This is a genomic window from Chthoniobacter sp. (genome assembly GCF_040003245.1).
In the GTDB taxonomy this organism is placed as follows: Bacteria; Verrucomicrobiota; Verrucomicrobiia; order Chthoniobacterales; family Chthoniobacteraceae; genus Chthoniobacter.
The window spans coordinates 1-17,134 of the sequence record NZ_JBDUCX010000140.1 but is presented as its reverse complement, the minus strand read 5'-3'; the positions used below and the strand labels follow the sequence as shown (position 1 = coordinate 17,134).

General features: G+C 61.9%; 16 protein-coding genes. 10 read left to right on the top strand and 6 right to left on the bottom strand.

Annotated features, from left to right (window positions below; genetic code table 11):
- Window positions 1-885: 5,10-methylenetetrahydrofolate reductase (locus ABJF10_RS18750; RefSeq protein WP_348546130.1), on the bottom strand; the 885-nt coding region annotated here is incomplete at its 3' end.
- Window positions 886-1,035: 150 nt separating this feature from the next.
- On the opposite strand from ABJF10_RS18750, the gene ABJF10_RS18745 reads away from it, so the two are divergent.
- Window positions 1,036-2,127, top strand: coding sequence for a PepSY-associated TM helix domain-containing protein (locus ABJF10_RS18745; protein WP_348546129.1), 1,092 nt, complete (start codon window positions 1,036-1,038; stop codon window positions 2,125-2,127).
- A gap of 180 nt (window positions 2,128-2,307) precedes the next feature.
- Here the strand turns inward: ABJF10_RS18745 and ABJF10_RS18740 are convergent, their stop codons facing one another.
- A complete protein-coding gene (locus ABJF10_RS18740; RefSeq protein WP_348546128.1) occupies window positions 2,308-3,306 on the bottom strand; it encodes an aspartate-semialdehyde dehydrogenase in 999 nt (332 codons plus the stop codon).
- A gap of 89 nt (window positions 3,307-3,395) precedes the next feature.
- A complete protein-coding gene (locus tag ABJF10_RS18735; RefSeq protein ID WP_348546127.1) occupies window positions 3,396-4,313 on the bottom strand; it encodes an alpha/beta hydrolase in 918 nt (305 codons plus the stop codon).
- Between the two features lie 117 nt (window positions 4,314-4,430).
- Between ABJF10_RS18735 and ABJF10_RS18730 the strand changes: the two genes are divergently transcribed.
- The 5 genes from ABJF10_RS18730 to rlmN all read left to right on the top strand — a co-directional run bounded on the left by ABJF10_RS18730 (window position 4,431) and on the right by rlmN (window position 9,649).
- On the top strand, window positions 4,431-4,880 hold the full coding sequence (locus ABJF10_RS18730; protein WP_348546126.1) for a L,D-transpeptidase: 450 nt from the start codon (window positions 4,431-4,433) through the stop codon (window positions 4,878-4,880).
- Window positions 4,881-5,365: 485 nt separating this feature from the next.
- A complete protein-coding gene (locus tag ABJF10_RS18725; protein WP_348546125.1) occupies window positions 5,366-6,451 on the top strand; it encodes an efflux RND transporter periplasmic adaptor subunit in 1,086 nt (361 codons plus the stop codon).
- Window positions 6,452-6,497: 46 nt separating this feature from the next.
- Window positions 6,498-7,220: an ABC transporter ATP-binding protein gene (locus ABJF10_RS18720; protein WP_348546124.1), complete on the top strand. Its 723-nt coding sequence runs from the start codon at window positions 6,498-6,500 to the stop codon at window positions 7,218-7,220.
- Complete coding sequence (locus ABJF10_RS18715) at window positions 7,217-8,578, top strand: ABC transporter permease (protein ID WP_348546123.1); 1,362 nt, start codon at window positions 7,217-7,219, stop codon at window positions 8,576-8,578. Before ABJF10_RS18720 ends, ABJF10_RS18715 begins: the two co-directional genes overlap by 4 nt.
- Before the next feature lie 3 nt (window positions 8,579-8,581).
- Window positions 8,582-9,649 (top strand): 23S rRNA (adenine(2503)-C(2))-methyltransferase RlmN, encoded by a 1,068-nt coding sequence (gene rlmN / locus ABJF10_RS18710; protein WP_348546122.1) that lies wholly within the window; start codon window positions 8,582-8,584, stop codon window positions 9,647-9,649.
- An 87-nt stretch (window positions 9,650-9,736) separates the two neighbouring features.
- Here rlmN and ABJF10_RS18705 read toward each other — a convergent pair whose 3' ends face one another.
- Together ABJF10_RS18705 and ABJF10_RS18700 are read right to left on the bottom strand one after the other, a co-directional pair.
- Window positions 9,737-10,243: a peptidoglycan endopeptidase gene (locus ABJF10_RS18705; protein WP_348546121.1), complete on the bottom strand. Its 507-nt coding sequence runs from the start codon at window positions 10,241-10,243 to the stop codon at window positions 9,737-9,739.
- A gap of 97 nt (window positions 10,244-10,340) precedes the next feature.
- The gene (locus ABJF10_RS18700; RefSeq protein ID WP_348546120.1) at window positions 10,341-11,690 is read right to left on the bottom strand and encodes an SGNH/GDSL hydrolase family protein; all 1,350 of its coding nucleotides are present in this window, start codon (window positions 11,688-11,690) and stop codon (window positions 10,341-10,343) included.
- Window positions 11,691-11,795: 105 nt separating this feature from the next.
- Between ABJF10_RS18700 and ABJF10_RS18695 the strand changes: the two genes are divergently transcribed.
- On the top strand, window positions 11,796-12,734 hold the full coding sequence (locus ABJF10_RS18695) for a hypothetical protein (RefSeq protein ID WP_348546119.1): 939 nt from the start codon (window positions 11,796-11,798) through the stop codon (window positions 12,732-12,734).
- Between the two features lie 10 nt (window positions 12,735-12,744).
- Window positions 12,745-13,707, top strand: coding sequence for an alpha/beta fold hydrolase (locus ABJF10_RS18690; protein WP_348546118.1), 963 nt, complete (start codon window positions 12,745-12,747; stop codon window positions 13,705-13,707).
- 12 nt (window positions 13,708-13,719) lie between these two features.
- Here ABJF10_RS18690 and ABJF10_RS18685 read toward each other — a convergent pair whose 3' ends face one another.
- Complete coding sequence (locus ABJF10_RS18685) at window positions 13,720-14,664, bottom strand: hypothetical protein (RefSeq protein WP_348546117.1); 945 nt, start codon at window positions 14,662-14,664, stop codon at window positions 13,720-13,722.
- Between the two features lie 102 nt (window positions 14,665-14,766).
- Here ABJF10_RS18685 and ABJF10_RS18680 point away from each other — a divergent pair, with 102 nt between their 5' ends.
- The gene (locus ABJF10_RS18680; RefSeq protein ID WP_348546116.1) at window positions 14,767-15,675 is read left to right on the top strand and encodes an alpha/beta hydrolase; all 909 of its coding nucleotides are present in this window, start codon (window positions 14,767-14,769) and stop codon (window positions 15,673-15,675) included.
- Between the two features lie 126 nt (window positions 15,676-15,801).
- The coding region (locus tag ABJF10_RS18675; RefSeq protein ID WP_348546115.1) for an ABC-F family ATP-binding cassette domain-containing protein at window positions 15,802-17,134 on the top strand (1,333 nt) is incomplete at its 3' end.

The window sequence follows — 17,134 nt, the reverse complement described above, 5'->3', positions numbered from 1 at the left end:
CATCGCGCGGCGCTGCCGACGCGAGAATTTCAAAGCGTGAAATATCCGGGCTAGTGGAATACCTTTATCGCGGGCGTAGTCCCAAACCTCGGCGAAAATGCGTTCGCACAGTTCCATCGATCTCGCCAGCGGATCCGGGGCGAACTGCAGTTCATTTTCCAACCATCGCGGAAAAGCAATGCCAAGCCACTTCATGAAAGAAAGCGTTTTTAAAGAGCCGCAAGGCGAGAACGTAAGAATGATCGGCAGAGCCACGCCGTTCTTCCTTTGAACCGCAATAGCGTAGTCGGAAAGCAGAGACTTGGTGGCGGCCACATCGTAAACGGCCTGTGTGACGAAGAAGCGACAGCCCCGCTCTGACTTGGCAAGGATTCGCTCGTGTTCATCGGCCTTGTGAGCGTGTCGCTCGGCGATCGCGATGCCACCAAGGATCAGGTTCGGAGCATACTGCCGCGCCAGCGCGTACGCGTCGGCCAAAGGAAGTCCGATGTGCGAGTGGCGGTTGGGTGCACCGACGAGGACCGATATTCGCGGCTCGGCATTCACACTTTGAAGCCAACGCACAAACCCATCATGAGTGTCGCGGTTCACGCTTCGGTAAACGATTTTCGGAACCGCGAGACGCCCAAGATGTTCATGAGCGTAAATCTCTGGATTCAGGGTGGGCAAAAACGGAAACGGTCGCGGCGTTGAAACTCTTTCCGCTTCGTCCTGTATATCATAAACGATCAAACCATCGACCGGCAGTGATCCAAGCCGCGCCAACTGCTGGTCTACGATTCTTTCCAATTGGTCCGATGGCGTTTCCTGTTTCGGTGGAGCAAAGCCATAGAGGCATATTCCCGGAATCCGAGAGGACAATTTTTCGGGAAGGGAAGGATTCATCCGATGGACAGCAACTGCATCATATCACCGGCACTTTGCCGTGCGCAAAGTGAACGAATCAAACCAACACTTTGATGCTCGTGTCCCTCCTGTCCTCCCTTAAAAGTGCATAACAGGCGCTAGGCCGACGACCTTTCCTTCCCCAAAAACATGAAACTGCACAAACCCCTGCTCTGGATTCACCTCGTCACCGGCCTCGCCGCCGCGATTGTCCTGCTGCTTCTCGGCGCGACAGGCGCGCTGCTGGTGTTTGAGAATGAAATCGATCACACGCTCAACGCGGCGCTCTTTCGCGTCCATCCGCTGCGGTGGGAGCCTCTCCCGCTGGATGAGTTGGTGCAAAAGGTGGAGAACGCGCGCCCAGGATCTCGAGTCGGCTCGCTGAATCTGCCAGCGGAAAATGATATCGCCTACGTCCTGACGCTGAAACAGCCGCCGGGGAAACCGCTCGGCGTGACCGTCAATCCCTACACCGGCGAGGTGATCGGCACGCTCGACAGTGCCAATCCGTTCATGCGGAAGGTGCATCAATTTCACAAGAATCTGCTGCTCGGCCCGCCCGGCAGCCAGGTCATGGCGTGGGGCGCGATCCTGCTCGTGGTGCTGGCCCTGACGGGCCTCGTGCTTTGGTGGCCGCGCAAATTGTGGAGCCTCGGCGGCGCGAAAGCCACTGGCCGCCGGAGCTTCGACTGGCACAACTTCTTCGGATTCTACTCTTCGATCTTCATGCTGATCTTTGGTGTGACGGGCATCGTCATTCATTGGGACGCTGAAGCCATGCACCTCGCCGGCCGGCTCTCGGGCCAGCCCACCACATTGCCCGTGCCCAAGGTTTCGCCCGCGGCGCCCGGCGCGAAACCGCTGACGGCCGGTGCGGCCTTCACCGCCGCGACGAACGCCGTCCCCGGGGCCACGATCACGAGCATCCAGGGCCTCGGCTCGATGAATGCCCCGCTGCGCATCACCATGCGTTTCCCCGAGGACCGCACCCCGGCTGGCCGCACGAACGTCTATCTGCACCCGACGACCGGCGCAGTCCTCCTCGCGCAATCCTCGCGCAATGCCCCGGCCCCATACCGCATCGTGAAGCTCTGGAACCGGCAGTTGCACACCGGCGACACGTTCGGCTGGCCCTCGCGTATCATCGCCGCGCTGGCCAGTGCTTCCCTGCCCCTGCTCACGATTACCGGCCCGTTGATTTGGTGGAGCCGCCTCAGGCGAAGACGCAGCGTCGTCACGTAAGCGTAGGCCCGCTTTCCTTCGAACATTCCACCTCAATCCTTTAGGGACGAGTGCAACCCGTGCGCACGGATTAGCGCAGAACGCGGAGTTCAACCGCCCCTCCGGGGCGGATGGCTTCGTGACATTTTTCCGGTGGCTGACGCCACCGGCTACATTCTTTCGGCCCTTCGGGCCTTGGCCCTAAATCAGCTCGGCAATCTGCACCGCATTGAGCGCGGCGCCCTTGAGGAGTTGATCGCCGGCGACCCAGAAAGCGAGGCCATTGTCCAGGGCGCAGTCGAGGCGCAGGCGGCCCACCTGGCAGTCGTCCTTCTCGGCGACGTAGAGCGGCAGCGGATATTCGGCCTTGGAAGGATCATCGAATACTTCGAGGCCCGGGGCGCGGCCCAGCACTTCGCGGGCGTCCTTGAGCGACACGGGGCGTTCGAATTCGGCGTTCACCGCCACGCTGTGCGCGCGATAGACCGGCACGCGCACGCACGTCACCGAGGCCTTGAAAGTGGGGTGATGCATGATGCGCCGGCCTTCGTTTTGCATCTTCATCTCTTCCTTGGTGTAACCGGTTTCGAGGAAGGAATCGACGTGCGGCAGCACGTTGAAAGCGATTTGGTGCGGATACACACTCTTCTCGATAGGCTGGCCGTGGACGACGGCGTGGACCTGCGAGCGCAGTTCTTCGATGGCCTGCGCGCCGGTGCCACTCACTGCCTGGTAGCTGGCGGCAAAGATGCGCTTCACACGAAATTCCTGGTGCAGCGGAAACAGCGCCATGAGCGTGATCGCCGTGGTGCAATTCGGGTTGGCGATAATGCCGCGGTTCTTCTTGATGTCCGCGCCATTGATCTCCGGCACCACCAGCGGCACATCGGGATCCATGCGGTAGGCGCTGGAATTATCGACCACGACGGCGCCGGCCTGCACGGCAAATGGCGCGAACTTCTTGGAGATATCCGAGCCCGCGCTGAAGAGCGCGATGTCGACGCCGGTAAAAGAATCTTCCTTCAATTCCGTGATCGCCACTTCGCTGCCGCGGAAGGGCAGCGTCTTGCCCACCGAGCGCGCGGAGGCGAGCAGCGTGAGCTTGCCCACGGGAAAATTGCGTTTCTCGAGGGTCTTGATCATTTCCACTCCTACGGCTCCGGTGGCACCGACGATCGCGACATGTATGTTCTTGCTCATAAAAAGGGCCGCGCACTGTAGCGGCTCGCCCGCGCAATGCAACTGCGGCGGTGGAATGGAAGTCGCGAAAGGAGAGTTTACTCTGGACCCTATTTGACCACGCCGGAGACGACCGAATGATCGAAGAGCAAAGGCGCGGCAAACGTGGCCATGCCGCCATCCTTGTGGCCGATGCCGGGCGCGAGCGCGAGTTGCCAGCCGAAGGGCACGCCGAGAGTCTCAGCCCGGTGCTTCCCCGCATCGAAGAAAGTGTGCCCGCGCGTGAGGCGGTTCGGTCCTTGCGCGAGCGCCTCGGGCGTCTTGCGCAGATTCTCCGCCTCGGGATCGGTATCCGCGGTGCCGAGCAAGACGATCAGCGGACGCTGCAACGCGGTTTTCAGCGCGGCACTCTCCACGGCAGAACCGTGCAGGCCGTAGGGGAAATTCACCGCGGGATCGGGGAGCGTCCACCAGCCGGCATTGGCGGCCACCGCCTTCGCGACGCGGGCCTCGGGCACGAAATAGAGATAACGATGGACGAACTGCGCTCCCGCCGAGTGGCCGTACAGAAAATAGCGCTCGCTGCGATTGCCGGTGGCAGCCTTGAACGCATCGAAGATGGGTTCGATGAAGCTGAATGCCCATTGCGCGCGGGGCAGCGCGTGTCCCTTTGCATCCACGGTGCCGCCCTGGGCGTAGGCGGCGCTGCCAGGAAAAGCGGCGACCGAAAACTCCGGCACGACAACCATGAAATGCAGCTTCTGTGCATAGGGCACCCAATCGTCGCGATAGCGGCTGGCGTCGCGACCGACGCCGTGCATGACGATCAAAACTGGAGTGTCGGCGCGGGCCTCCGCGGGCACATAGTACCAGACCGGCACAGTCTTGTCCGCGTGCGAAAAGTCGAAACGGCCGGCGCCGGGGCTGAGGGATTTACCTTTGTCGACGGGAACTGCCTCTGCACCGAGCGACAGTGCGCATCGGAGGGAGAAGAGACCGATGGCGACGCAGCAGAGCAGACGGTTCATGGGAGAGTTGAAGGGGGATTCGCCGCCATCCCACAGCCGGTGGTAAAAAGTGTCAAGGACGCCGCCGCTGCTCCCTCCTTGGCGAAAATCGGTGTGCCGTGTAGGCTCCACGCGATCATGCAAATCCGCGTTCACGTCCCATCCCAAACACTCGACCTGCTCGATGAAGGCGGGGAGATCGTCCGCTGCTACGCGATCTCGACCTCTCGCTACGGCATCGGCACCGAACCGGGCAGTTTCAAGACGCCGGCTGGGCGCTTCCGCATCGCGGAAAAAATCGGCGACGGCGCGCCGGTCGGGGAAATTTTCGTGAGTCGCGTGCCGACGGGAAAAGTCGGCGCGGAAGGCGACGATCACGATCATGTGCAGACACGTATCCTGTGGCTCGATGGTCTGGATGCGGACAATACGAATACCCACGACCGCTATGTCTACATCCACGGGACGAATGCCGAATCGCAACTCGGCACCCCGGCCAGTTTCGGTTGCGTGCGCATGAACAACATCGATGTGATCGACCTTTACGACCGCGTAGCGCCCGGCACGGCAGTCGAGATACAGCCATAGACCGCCCGACCCACGTAGTGTAGGCGCGTCGAAAAAAAAGTTGTTTTGTCCCAACAAACGACGAACATCGCCGCCCTAATGCCCACTGGCAAAGAAAGGAGGGGAAACTACTTATCATGAAATACATCGCAATCATCGCGCTCGCCGCTATGGCCTTGAGCCTTGGCGCCTGCGCCAGCAAGTCTTCGACGTCGACCACATCGTCGACCGCTTCGACCGGTTACAAGAAGTAAGGACCGATCCGAGGGGACTTCCTTTTAAAGCAAAGCCAGGCTGGCTCCGTGCCAGCCTGGCTTTTTGTGTGTGTCCGCGTGGGATGGCGCCTTACTCCCTCTGTATTTACCCTGTTGGCCGGGTGCGCGATTTCATCATCATTATAGCTAAGAAATGGCGACGATTCGGCTTTTTTAGATGAAGACGTAAGATTGCGTAGGCCGCTTTCCCCTGTAGTGTGCCGCCCCGCTGATCCCGCCCTCCTCCCTTTCATGCAAAAAATCCTCCTGATTCTCGCCGCGGTCGCCGTCATTGGCGGCGGCGTGTACGCCGGCAAAGGCAAACTGTTCACGAACAAAAGCGACCAGGACACGCCCGATAAATTCATCGCCCGCGCGGAGAAGCGCGACATCGACCTCAGTGTTGAGGTCAGCGGCGATGTGATGCCGGCCACCCAACTCGACGTGAAAGCCGAGGTCGGCGGAAAAGTGAAGAAGATGCACGTCCTGCCAGGCCAGACGGTGAAGAAGGGCGACCTTCTGGCGGAGATCGACGACAGCGTTTTACTGACCGACAAGGACGGCGCGCTCACCGAAATCGAAGGGGCCAAACTCGCCATGGAGAAAGCAAAAAGGAACTACGAGCGCTCCCGCGATCTTTTTGAGCAGAAGCTGGTCAGCCGCGAGCTATTCGACAATACGAGTTCGGAATTTGAGATCGCGGAGAACGGCCTCGTCAAAGCCCAGAAAAAGCTGCAGCAGGTCGAGGATCAATTGCATTTCGCCAAAGTCGTGGCGCCGAGCAATGGGACCATACTGACCGTGCCTGTCGTCGAGGGGCAGGTCATCATCGCCGCCGCCAGCGTCAATAGTGGCACGACTTTGATGACGATCGCGGATCTCCGAAAACTGCTCGTCCAGACGCACATCAATCAGGTGGACGTCGCACGGATCGAGTTGAGCCAGCCGGTAAAACTCCGCGCCGAGTCGCTCAAGGATCTGGAGATGGAAGCGACCATTTCCTTCATCGCTCCCGTGGCCACCGTCACGAACAATGTAAAAGGCTTCGACGTGCAGGCGCTGATCGACAAGCCCAGCTCCCGGCTGCGGCCCGGGATGACGGTCAACATGACTATACCCATAGCCCGCGCGGACGATGCGCTCAGCGTGCCGATCTCCGCCGTCTTCAAGGGCGAGGGAAACAAGAAAATCGTCTACGTGCGCAAGGGCGAGACGACCGAAAAACGCGAGGTGAAAGTGGGCGTCACCAATATCGAGCACGCCCAGATCCTCCAGGGGGTAAGCGAAGGCGAGGAAATCCTGCTCGTGGAGCCCGACAAGGCCCAAAAGCGCTCGTGATCCCCGTGGTCATTGCGGAACCGGAACTGCCCGGCATCGTCCCCCCATGCCGTTGATCGAACTCACCGACGTCGTTAAACGCTACAAGATCGGCGAGCAGGAAATTCTCGCCCTCGATGGGATCAATCTCGTCATCGAGCAGGGTGAATACGCCGCCATCATCGGCCCCAGCGGCAGCGGCAAATCCACGCTCATGCATCTGCTCGGTTGCCTCGATACGCCGACTGCGGGCAAAATGCTGATCGACGGGGTGGACGTGAGCCGGGCCAGCGGCAACAAGCTCAGTGAAATGCGGAACCAGAAAATCGGTTTCGTCTTCCAAAGTTTCAACCTCCTGCCCAAGATGACCGTGCTGCAAAACGTGGAGCTGCCGATGATTTACGCCGGCGTGTCCTCCCGCGAGCGCCGCGAACGTGCGCTGGTGGCCATCGAGCGGGTGCAACTCCAGGACCGGGTGAAAAATACGCCGCTCCAACTCAGCGGCGGCCAGATGCAACGCGTGGCCATCGCCCGCGCGCTGGTCAACAACCCCCGCATCGTCTTCGCCGATGAGCCGACGGGCAACCTCGATTCGAAAACCGGCGCCAATATCCTCCATCTCTTCCGCGAGCTCAGCACGGGAGGTTGCACCATCGTCCTCGTCACCCACGATGCCAAAATTGCCGCGCAGACGCCGCGCCGCATCGAGATCCGCGACGGCAAGATTGTTGATGCCGAGGCCATGGATCCCGTCCTGAGCGGGGCGGTCCCCCTTCCCCAGTCCGCATGAATCTTTGGCTCGGGTTGCTCGTCGGCTTCAAGGAAATCTGGGCCCACAAATTCCGCAGCTTCCTCACGATGCTCGGCGTCATTCTCGGCGTCGCTTCGCTGCTCTCGATGTTTTCGCTCACCGCGGGCATCGCCAAGGGCATGCGCGAATACATGCAACAGGTCGGCGGCCTCGAGCAGGTGAGCGTCATCCCACAGGAGCCGCCGGAGGAACAGCAGCTCTTCGCGGATACGTCCCCGGGGCGCACGATCAGGGATGCCGAGAGCATCGTCCGGTCCGCACCGCTCGTCTCGACCGTCACGCCGGTTTCCATTCTCAGCAGCGCGGCCATTCACCGCGGCGCCACCACCATCCGCGGGGAAGTGGACGGTTGCTGGCCCAGCTTCGTGGAGATCAACAAGCACAGTGTCGCGCGGGGCCGCAACCTCTGCGACCTGGATCTGGAGGAGGCGAAACGCGTGTGCGTAGTCGGGAAAGTCATCGTCGACCGGCTTTGGCCGGAAGTCCCTAATTACAATCCCATCGGCGAAACCATTCTCCTCAACAACCGGCCCTTCACCATCGTCGGCGTCTTTGAGTACTACGAACGGGATCGGGACAAGCGCCGCCGCGAGCTGGGTCTGGACAAGGTCAAAGCCACACCCGCTCCACGCAAGAGGGGCAGCCGTTCCACTCGTACCGCTTTTTCGACCTCCAACATCCCTTTTCTCGCCAAGAACTCCACGATCATCGTCCCGATCACTACGATGATGTTTGAATTCAAAAGTGCCTCCATGGTGGGCGGGGTCGACCAGGGGCCCATGCTAAAGCTCGACGCCCTCACCTTTCAGGTGGCTGATCTCAACCGGTTCCAGGAAGCGCTCCAGCAGGTCAGCCGCGTTTTGCACGAAGCCCATCGCACGGTGGACGACTTTGCCTACTCCACGCACGAGGAGATGTTCGACTCCATCGAACAAAACATTCATGAGACCCGCATGAGCGGCGGGCTCATCGCCGGCATCTCGTTGCTCGTGGGCGGCATTGGCATCATGAACATCATGCTCGCCAGCATCACCGAGCGCATTCGCGAGATCGGTGTGCGGCGCGCGGTCGGCGCCAAGGCCCGCGACATCTTCGTCCAGATCGTCGTGGAAAGCGCGGTCATCGGTTTCATTGGCGGCCTGCTCGGCCTCATCGCCAGCGCCGGCATGATGCAACTGCTCATCGCCATCTCCCCGGGCAAAAATGCGCCGGTGGTGGAGTTGGAGAATGTGCTCATCAGCTTCGGCTTTGCCGTGGTGATCGGGGTGCTCAGCGGTCTCTATCCGGCGTGGAAGGCCAGCCGACTCGACCCGATCGAGGCCCTGCGCTACGGTTAGCGCGTGCCTGCCGTTTCCGAAATCCAACGCCGTTCCCTGCACGATCTCCCTTTTACCGCGCTCGCGCGTGAGATGGACGGCCTCTCCCCCGTGCACACCAAGGCGCTCTGGCGCGCGCTGTATCACGAGACGGCCACCGACCTCACACAGCGCGCCGAATTCCTGCCCCCGCTCCGCCGCTGGCTGGATGGCGCCGCCAGTCATCTCTCCATCGACCATCCGGAACTGGCCGCCGACACCGCGAGCAGCGACGGCCTCACGCGCAAATTCCTCCTGCGCCTCGTCGACGCCCAGACCATCGAAACCGTGCTCATGCGTTTTGATGGGCGCTTCACGGCATGCGTCAGCACGCAGGCAGGTTGCGCGATGGGCTGCGTCTTCTGTGCGACCGGCCAAATGGGTTTCACCCGGCACCTGCGCCCCGGCGAAATCGTCGCCCAGGTCCTCCACGCGCAGCGCACGCTCCGCGCCCGCGACGAACCCGGCCTGCGCAATCTCGTCCTCATGGGCATGGGCGAGCCCCTGCACAATTACGACGCCGTGATGACGGCGCTGGAGATCATCTCCGACACCCGTGGAATCAACATCGGCCCGAGCCGCATCACCATCAGCACCGTCGGCGTCGTCCCCGGCATCCTGCGCCTTGCCGAGGAGCAGCGCCCCTATCATCTGGCCGTCAGCCTGCACGGCGCCACGGAGGAAGATCGCTCGGCACTCGTGCCCGCCAGTCGCCGCTGGCCGCTCGCGGAACTCATCGCCGCCTGTCGCACCTATGGCGCGAAAACGGGACGCCGCATCTTTTTCGAGTGGACGCTCATTGCCGGCCAAAACGATTCCCCCGCGCAGGCCGCAAAGCTCGGCGCTTTGCTCACCGGCCTCGACGCCCATGTAAATCTCATCCCGCTAAATCCAACCAACGGCTTCGCCGGCACCGCCAGCGCCACCGCCGCCGCCACGGAATTCCAGCGAACGCTCCGAGCCGCTGGTCTCCCCTCGACCGTGCGCCAGCGCCGCGGCATCGACGTCGCTGCCGGCTGCGGCCAGCTCCGTGTGGAGAAAAGTCGACTGTAACCGCCGAGACGCGGAGGCGCGGAGGAAGAAAAGGCCCCTTTGGGTTCTTCTACTCTCCGCGCCTTTGCGCCTCCGCGGTTCAAATTCCTACAGCCCCACCGGATGCCGCACTACACACCCGCTGGCCGGCCGGTCCTGGATCGTCCACTGCGGTCCTTCGCTCCCATCCGTCCACCCGGTATCGAAACGCACCCCGGCCACAGCCAGGAAGACGTGTCCATTCTTCGCATACACATTGATCCACTCCCCTTCCCCAGCTTGGCCGTAATCCCGAAACTCCTTCGAAATCATGCAGCCTTGGACAAGCCCCGCCTCGCGCAGGACAAAAGACGCCGACCCCGAACAATCGTAACCGGTATCGACCGAACAGCCATGGCCGCCACCCCAGCGATACGGTAGACCAGCGATCCGATTGCCCGCCGCGATCGCCCTCTCCACCTGCGGCGGCGCACCCGGGGGCGCAAACGCATAACCGCCCCGCAAGATCGCCGTTTTCCCCGGCACATAATGGTACGCGTAGTAGGCCGAATCGCAACCGGTAAAGGCCACGAGCAGCACAGCGAAAAGGAAGACGGGAAGTAGTCTACGAAGCACGGTTCAACGGAGGTTGCTTCGAGAAATGCAAGAATCGCACCAACCTGTACGGTAACGGTCTACTTTTCCACCGAGACGGGAGTCGACTTCACAGATCCTACTTCGCGATCTCGAAATGAAGCGCCACCGGCTGGATCGCCGTCTGGATTTCCGCTTCCGCGTCGTCGATGGCCTTTTGCGCCGCCGCAAGCTTGTCCGCGTCCTTCGCCTTGCTCTGCGCCCGCCATTCCGTATTCAGCGGCCCTTGCAGCTTGGTGAGCAGCGCGGTGATGCCGGTGGCCCGTTCGCCGATCACGCTGTCAAAGGCGGTCGTGAGGTTCCATCCCGCGGCGAGGTCCTTCGCGCTCACCGTGCCCGCCGGTTTGCCATTGATCGTCACATGGTAATCGCCATCGGCGAGCCCCGGCACTTTGAGCACATCCTGCGACAGCTTGAGCATCTGCGGGAGGATCTGCAGCGTCGACTTCGCGGCCGGGATGATCGGCCACGGTCCGCTCTCGTCGAGCCGCGTGAAGCTCAGCTTGCCATCTTTCGACTTCACATCGGTGATCTTGCAATGCTTCGCCTCGACGACTTTTCCGTCCGATTTGATCGTGGCGCTGCTCACGTCGCCATCCACCTTCAACCCCTCGAGAATCACCGCCGCCATATTGAACTGGCCGACCTCGCCGGGATGCACGGGATTGCCGCCAAGCGGAATGAGCGAGGGCGCGATCGGCGCCTGCACGGGCTTGGGCGGCGCGGGCTTGGCGCCACCGGCCACGGCGGGCGTGGCGGGGGCGGGCGTCGCTGCCGGAACCGGCGTGGCCTTTGGCGGCCAGGTGCCATTCTTGCGCGCCAGTTCCTCGCCCTTGCGGCGGTTCTGCCCCCACACATCGAGCAGTGCATGGTACTGATCGACGAAGACCACATTCTCCTCCGCCGCGAGTTTCTTCAGCGCCACGGTGAAGGGGTGCAGCTTCTGGCAGCGCTCGCCCTTCCAGTCATTCAGGATGCTGCCATCATCCACCGGGCTCGATGAAATCAGCACCGGCTGCGCGGGAATCGCGCGGATCTTCGCGATGAGTTCCTTCATTCCCTTGATATAAACGTCCTCCGTCCCATTCACGTCATTCATCCCGAGTTCGATGCTCACGATAGTCGGCTTCCACGCCGCCACATCGTAATCAAACCGCGCGAGAATGCTGCCCACGCGATTTCCGCCGATACCCGAGTTGCGGAAGTGCAGATGCCACTGCGGATGCTTCGTGCGATAGAACGCCTCGATGTAGTTCGTGTGCAACCGTTGCGCGGTGATGCTGTCGCCCGCCATCACCCACACGTCGCCGTCCTTGAGTTGGAGTGTCGGCTCGGCCGCGCGGAGATTCGCGAAGCTCAGCGCGACCACCGCGGCACACGCTACGAACCGGGTAAAGACAGAGGAGGAGGAAACAGGGGGGGTATTCATGGCAAAAATAAGGGGGCGCCAGACTGCCGATTCGCGGCCCGCGGCGCAAGCGGAGTGATTGTCTTTTCCCTTGGCGGAATCCCGCCGAGTGCCTAGCTCTGCGCCATGCCGATAATGGTCCCCGACCGCGACGATTGGTTTCCGAAGAGCGCGACGCTTCCTTGTCCCGACTGGCCGGCGATTGGCACGTGGATGTGCGACAACGTAACGCCGGAGTACGCCGACGAAGCCGCCGGACAAATCACCCGCTATTGGCTCGTTCGCCTGGTCGCAGCCCTGGGAGACACGCATACTCTGGCCGCGTCGGAACACTTCCTACTTGTCGCCGTCGGCGATGAAAAGCGGCGGACACAGACTCTCGATTTCCTGGAGAAATCCCGCGCCTTTGTCTTGGCAGGACTCGGCGACGTCGCCCCAGAATACGGCCTGCGGCCACAAGTCTTCCTCCGCCTCGGATCGGTCGACGCCTGCGACGAGTTCCTCGCCAGTTTCGATTCCGACGGAGCATATACCGAGGCAGCCAGTACTTTTTTCCCCAACGGTTCCGCACCGTTGCCCTACTGCGAATGCACGAAGTTTTCCGAAGAGTCCGGCTTGTTGGCGGGTCACATCGCGAGCCATCTTCTCCGCTGTTTACCTCTCCCGCGCTGGCTCCAGCACGGTGCGGCACTCGTCTTTAAAGTCGCTCTCGTCGGTGGTCATTTTGGCGTCCTTTACGAGGACCTCGTTCGCGAGCATGAGCGCTGTTGGACTACGGAAACCATTCAGGATTTTTGGTCGGGAAAAGCGTTGGAGGATGAGAGATGGCAGAGCCTCTCCTGCAGTCTTGCCGAGATTTTGATCGACGTAATCCAGCGCGAAGTGCGGCCCGATCCAGACACCTTCCGGCAGTTCGTGGCCGCGGCCACTTTTCAGGATGGAGGCGAGGCTGCCGCGCACGAACACCTCGGCGTCGGCCTGGGCGAAATCGCCTCCGTCTTTCTCGGCGATGGTGATTGGACGCCGCAACCCTCGAAATGGGACAAGTGCGAAGAGCCGGCATAACCGTACCGGCATGCCCGTCACCCCTTCCACTTTCCGAGCGCCACCCTTCCTCCGCAACGGCCACCTGCAGACCATCCTGCCCGTCCTTCTGCCGCGCCACGTCCGCACATTCTTTACCCGCGAGCGGCTGGAACTGAGCGACGGCGACTTCCTCGATCTCGACTGGCTCCGCCGCGGCGCATCTCGACTCGCGATTCTCACGCACGGCCTCGAAGGCAGTTCCACGCAGACCTACATCCGCGGCATGGCCGCCACCCTCGCCCGCGCCGGTTGGGACGTGCTCGCCTACAATTTCCGCGGCTGCAGCGGTGAACCCAATCGTCTCCCCCGCGCCTACCACAGCGGCGAAACGGGTGATCTCCGCTCGGTCATCGCGCGCGCCACCGCGGACTACTCCACGCTCGCCCTCGTCGGCTTCAGCCTTGGCGGCAATGTGATCCTGAAGTACCTCGGTGAATCTCCGTCCGACCGCGCAATCCGCACCGCCGTTGCCATCTGCGCCCCCATCGATCTCGCCGCCTGCGCGCGAAAGCTCGACCAGCGCTGGACCAATCGCATCTACCTGCGTCGCTTCATCGTTTCGCTCGTGCAAAAGATCGAGGCCAAGGGCGAACTATTCCCTGGCATTGTCGATGCGACCGCCGCGCGTCGCATGCGCACCTTCCAGGAATTCGACGACCGTTACACCGGCCCGCTCCACGGCTTTCGTGACGCCGACGACTATTGGACACAATCGAGCGCCCGCCAGTTCCTGCCCAACATCACTGTCCCCACTCTTCTGCTTCAGCCACGGAACGACCCCTTCCTCGCCCCCGAGGCCTACCCGTGGTCCGAAGCCGAAACTAATCCCCAGCTCTTTCTCGAAACCCCGGACTCTGGAGGTCACGTCGGCTTTCTCGACCTCCGCCACGGTCTCCAGCCGTGGTCCGAGCGACGCACTGCGGAATTTCTAAACAGCCACGTGGCAACGTAACCAACGGGACTCTCATTCCGTGTCCGCCGAGAGCGCTGCAAATTGGAGCAAGGTAGCATCCGCGAGGTATTGCAGCCGCCGCGCCTCGGTTTCCTTTGGCGGCGAAAATTGCAGATAGAGCGCCAGCCCTGCGTCCAACGCCTTTCGCGCTTCCTGTTGCTCCCCCTTCCAATAATCGACGTTCTGCGGCAGGGCGTGCGCGATCCGCTTCTCAAAGAGCGCACGCAAGTCGCGGTCGACCTTTTCGTAAACCGCCTGGTACTTTTCCGACACAATCAGCGGGTCGATGGGCTCGGCGCAGGGAATCTCGGTTTCCTTGTCGCTGTCCACCCGCCGCTTGTTCAATGCGCGCAGATACGGCGTGAGTTCGAAGGCTTTGCTGCGCGTATTGAAATAGACGTAAAAGAGCTTTGGGATTCCTTCCTGCGCGTCCCCCGTCGCGCTCACCGCGAGGAGCAGGCGGGCCGAGTCAGGACTCCAGTCGCGATAGCGGGCCTCGAGATGATCTTCCAGGACATCGGCGCCCCGTCGCTCGTCGAAGCTCGCCTTCTTGAATTTCCCGTTTTTGATCAAGTAGGCCTCCAGGGCGGGGGCAAACCAACGCCCGCCTTTGAATTCGGCAAACCGCGCGCCCTTTTCATGGAGGTAAAGCTGGCGGTTCTGCACCGCATGATGCCGCCAGCTCTCCGTGCGATAAATCCACTTCTCGTCCGGCGATATGCCATACGCAATCTGGCACTCGGCCGGGTCTTCCACCGTCGCATACGGTAGCGCCACATGTTCCGCGCCGTCCTTGGTGGAGACGAGCACTTGGTTCTTGTCCCCGCCCTCCGTCTCCAGGCGATACGTCCCCTGCGGCGTCTTCAGAACTTCAAAATAATCCTCGGCGCGGGTCGATGTGGCTGCCGCCACGACCGCCAGCACGACACCGCAGGCAAAATGCATCTCGGTTTTCACGGAACGAATTACCAACGGATGTTCCCCGTCTGTCAATCTTCGCTCCACCGTATCGCTTCCTCATTTGCCCGCCCTCCCCGTTTCTGCTTCTCTCGCCCTCGCATGAAATTTCTCCCCAGCTTTCTTGTTCTCGCCCTTTCGCTGTTTTCCGCCGTCCCCGCTCCGGCCGAAACCACCCCAGCGGCCTCAGACGTTACGCGCACCGAAGATGTTGTCTACGGCCGCAAGTACGGCTTCGCGCTCACCCTCGATGTCCTCCAGCCCGCCAAGCCGAACGGCTACGGTATCGTCTACATGGTGAGCGGCGGCTGGAAGTCGAACCATGACTCGATCAGTGCCAGGGCCTACGCGCCCTACCTCGACCGCGGTTACACCGTCTTCGCTGTCTGCCACGCCTGCAATCCGCGGTTCACCATCCCGGAAATCACCGAGGACGTGAATCGGGCGGTGCGTTACATCCGCCACAACGCGGCCAAGTGGAACGTGAAGCCCGATCAACTCGGCGTCACCGGCGGCAGCGCCGGCGGGCACCTCTCGCTCACGCTCGGCACCGGCGGCGGTCCGGGCAAGGCCGACGCGAAAGATCCCGTCGATCGCGAGAGCAGCGCCGTGCAATGCGTCGCCTGCTTCTATCCACCCACCGATTTCCTGAACTATGGCGCGCCCGGCGAGGACTGCGTCGGCGCGGGCGTCCTGCAGGATCTGCGCGCCGCCTTCTTCGCCCCCGGCGCTCTCGATACGCCGGAAATCCACCAGACGCTCGGCCACGAGATCTCGCCCATCTATCACATCACGGCGAAGATGCCGCCCACGCTCATCATCCACGGCGATGCCGACAAGCGCGTGCCGCTCCAGCAGTCGCAGACCTTCGTGCAAAAAGCCACCGAAGCCGGCGCCACCGCCAAGGTCATCGTCAAGCCCGGCGCCGCCCACGGCTGGCCCAATCAGGGTCCGGACATGGCCGTACTCGCCGATTGGTTCGACGAATATCTGCGCGGCATCAAAAAGTAAGCAGCCGGGGGAGCAGCCGATCCGGCTGCACGATTCGCTGGCATAAAGCGGCATTCGCGGCTAACGAAGCACCCGCACTTTTTATAGCCTTTCCGCTTTCCGCCTTCATCCTTCCGCCTTTTCTTCATGCTCACCATCCGCGAACTCAAGAAATCACTCGGTGGCCGCGTCCTTTTCGAAGACGCCGCCATGCAGGTGAATTACGGCGAGCGCGTCGCCCTTGTCGGGCCCAATGGCGCCGGCAAATCGACCCTCTTCAATATCGTCCTCAAGCGCGAGGAAGCCGACGCCGGCAGCGTCGAGCGCGACGAGTGGACGATGATCGGCTACCTCCCGCAGGAGGCCGAGGCCCATGGCGACTACACCGCGCTCGATGTCGCCACTGGCCGCGCCGGGGAAGTCCCTGCGCTGGAGAAACGCCTGCACGAACTGGAGCAGGCCGGCGACGTTTCCAGCCCCGAGTATCTCGAGGCCCACGCCAAGCACGAGGCGCTCACCGATCCGCAGGTCGACGCCAAGGCCAAGCGCATGCTCGCCGGCCTCGGCTACCGCGACGAACATTTCGCCAAGGCCGCCAAGGAACTCAGTGGCGGCTGGGTCATGCGCGCCCACCTCGCCCGTCTGCTCGTCATGGAGCCCGATCTCCTCATGCTCGACGAGCCGACGAACCACCTCGACCTCATCTCGCTCCTCTGGCTGCAAAACTATCTCAAGAACTACTCCGGCGCCGTGCTGCTCATCTCGCACGATCGCCAGTTCATGGATGAAATCGTCCAGACGGTCTTCGAAATCGACGAGCGCAAGCTGGTCCAGTACACCGGCAACTACTCCGACTTCCTCCGGCAGAAAGAAGAGCGTTACGACCAGCAAAACGCCGCTTACAAAAACCAGCAGAAGGAAATCGCCGGGCTTCAGGAATTCGCCGACCGCTTCCGCTCCGTCTCCTCCAAAGCTTCGCAGGCGCAGAGCAAGCTCAAGCAGATCGAGCGCATGGAGCTCATCGAGAAGCCGCTCCCGCCGCGCAAACCTTTCCGCTTCCAGATTCCCCAGCCTCCGCGCAGCGGTGCGCTCGTCATGTCGCTCACCGGCATCGACATGGCCTACGGCGATAACGTCGTTTACAAAGGCCTCGACCTCGGGGTCGAGCGCGACGAACGCACCGTCCTTGTCGGCCCGAACGGCGCCGGCAAGTCCACGCTCCTGAAGATCCTCGGCGGCGTCCTCGAATTCCAAAAAGGCGAACGCAAGGCCGGCCTCAACGCCAAGATCGGCTACTTCTCTCAGCACCGCTCCGCCACCCTCGACGCCAATAAGACCGTGCTCCAGGAAGTCATGGACGCCAACGGCACGCTCAGCGAAAACGAAGCCCGCGCCATCCTCGGCTCCTTCCTCTTCCGCAAGGACGACATCTACAAGAAGACCGGCATCCTCAGCGGCGGCGAAAAGAGCCGGCTCAACC

Bases quoted from the DNA above. Each gene is read 5' to 3' on its own strand.
- ABJF10_RS18745 (WP_348546129.1), top strand. From the start codon at position 1,036: ATGAAACTGCACAAACCCCTGCTCTGGATTCACCTCGTCACCGGCCTC.
- ABJF10_RS18740 (WP_348546128.1), bottom strand. From the start codon at position 3,306: ATGAGCAAGAACATACATGTCGCGATCGTCGGTGCCACCGGAGCCGTA.
- ABJF10_RS18735 (WP_348546127.1), bottom strand. From the start codon at position 4,313: ATGAACCGTCTGCTCTGCTGCGTCGCCATCGGTCTCTTCTCCCTCCGA.
- ABJF10_RS18730 (WP_348546126.1), top strand. From the start codon at position 4,431: ATGCAAATCCGCGTTCACGTCCCATCCCAAACACTCGACCTGCTCGAT.
- ABJF10_RS18725 (WP_348546125.1), top strand. From the start codon at position 5,366: ATGCAAAAAATCCTCCTGATTCTCGCCGCGGTCGCCGTCATTGGCGGC.
- ABJF10_RS18720 (WP_348546124.1), top strand. From the start codon at position 6,498: ATGCCGTTGATCGAACTCACCGACGTCGTTAAACGCTACAAGATCGGC.
- ABJF10_RS18715 (WP_348546123.1), top strand. From the start codon at position 7,217: ATGAATCTTTGGCTCGGGTTGCTCGTCGGCTTCAAGGAAATCTGGGCC.
- ABJF10_RS18700 (WP_348546120.1), bottom strand. From the start codon at position 11,690: ATGAATACCCCCCCTGTTTCCTCCTCCTCTGTCTTTACCCGGTTCGTA.
- ABJF10_RS18695 (WP_348546119.1), top strand. From the start codon at position 11,796: ATGCCGATAATGGTCCCCGACCGCGACGATTGGTTTCCGAAGAGCGCG.
- ABJF10_RS18690 (WP_348546118.1), top strand. From the start codon at position 12,745: ATGCCCGTCACCCCTTCCACTTTCCGAGCGCCACCCTTCCTCCGCAAC.
- ABJF10_RS18680 (WP_348546116.1), top strand. From the start codon at position 14,767: ATGAAATTTCTCCCCAGCTTTCTTGTTCTCGCCCTTTCGCTGTTTTCC.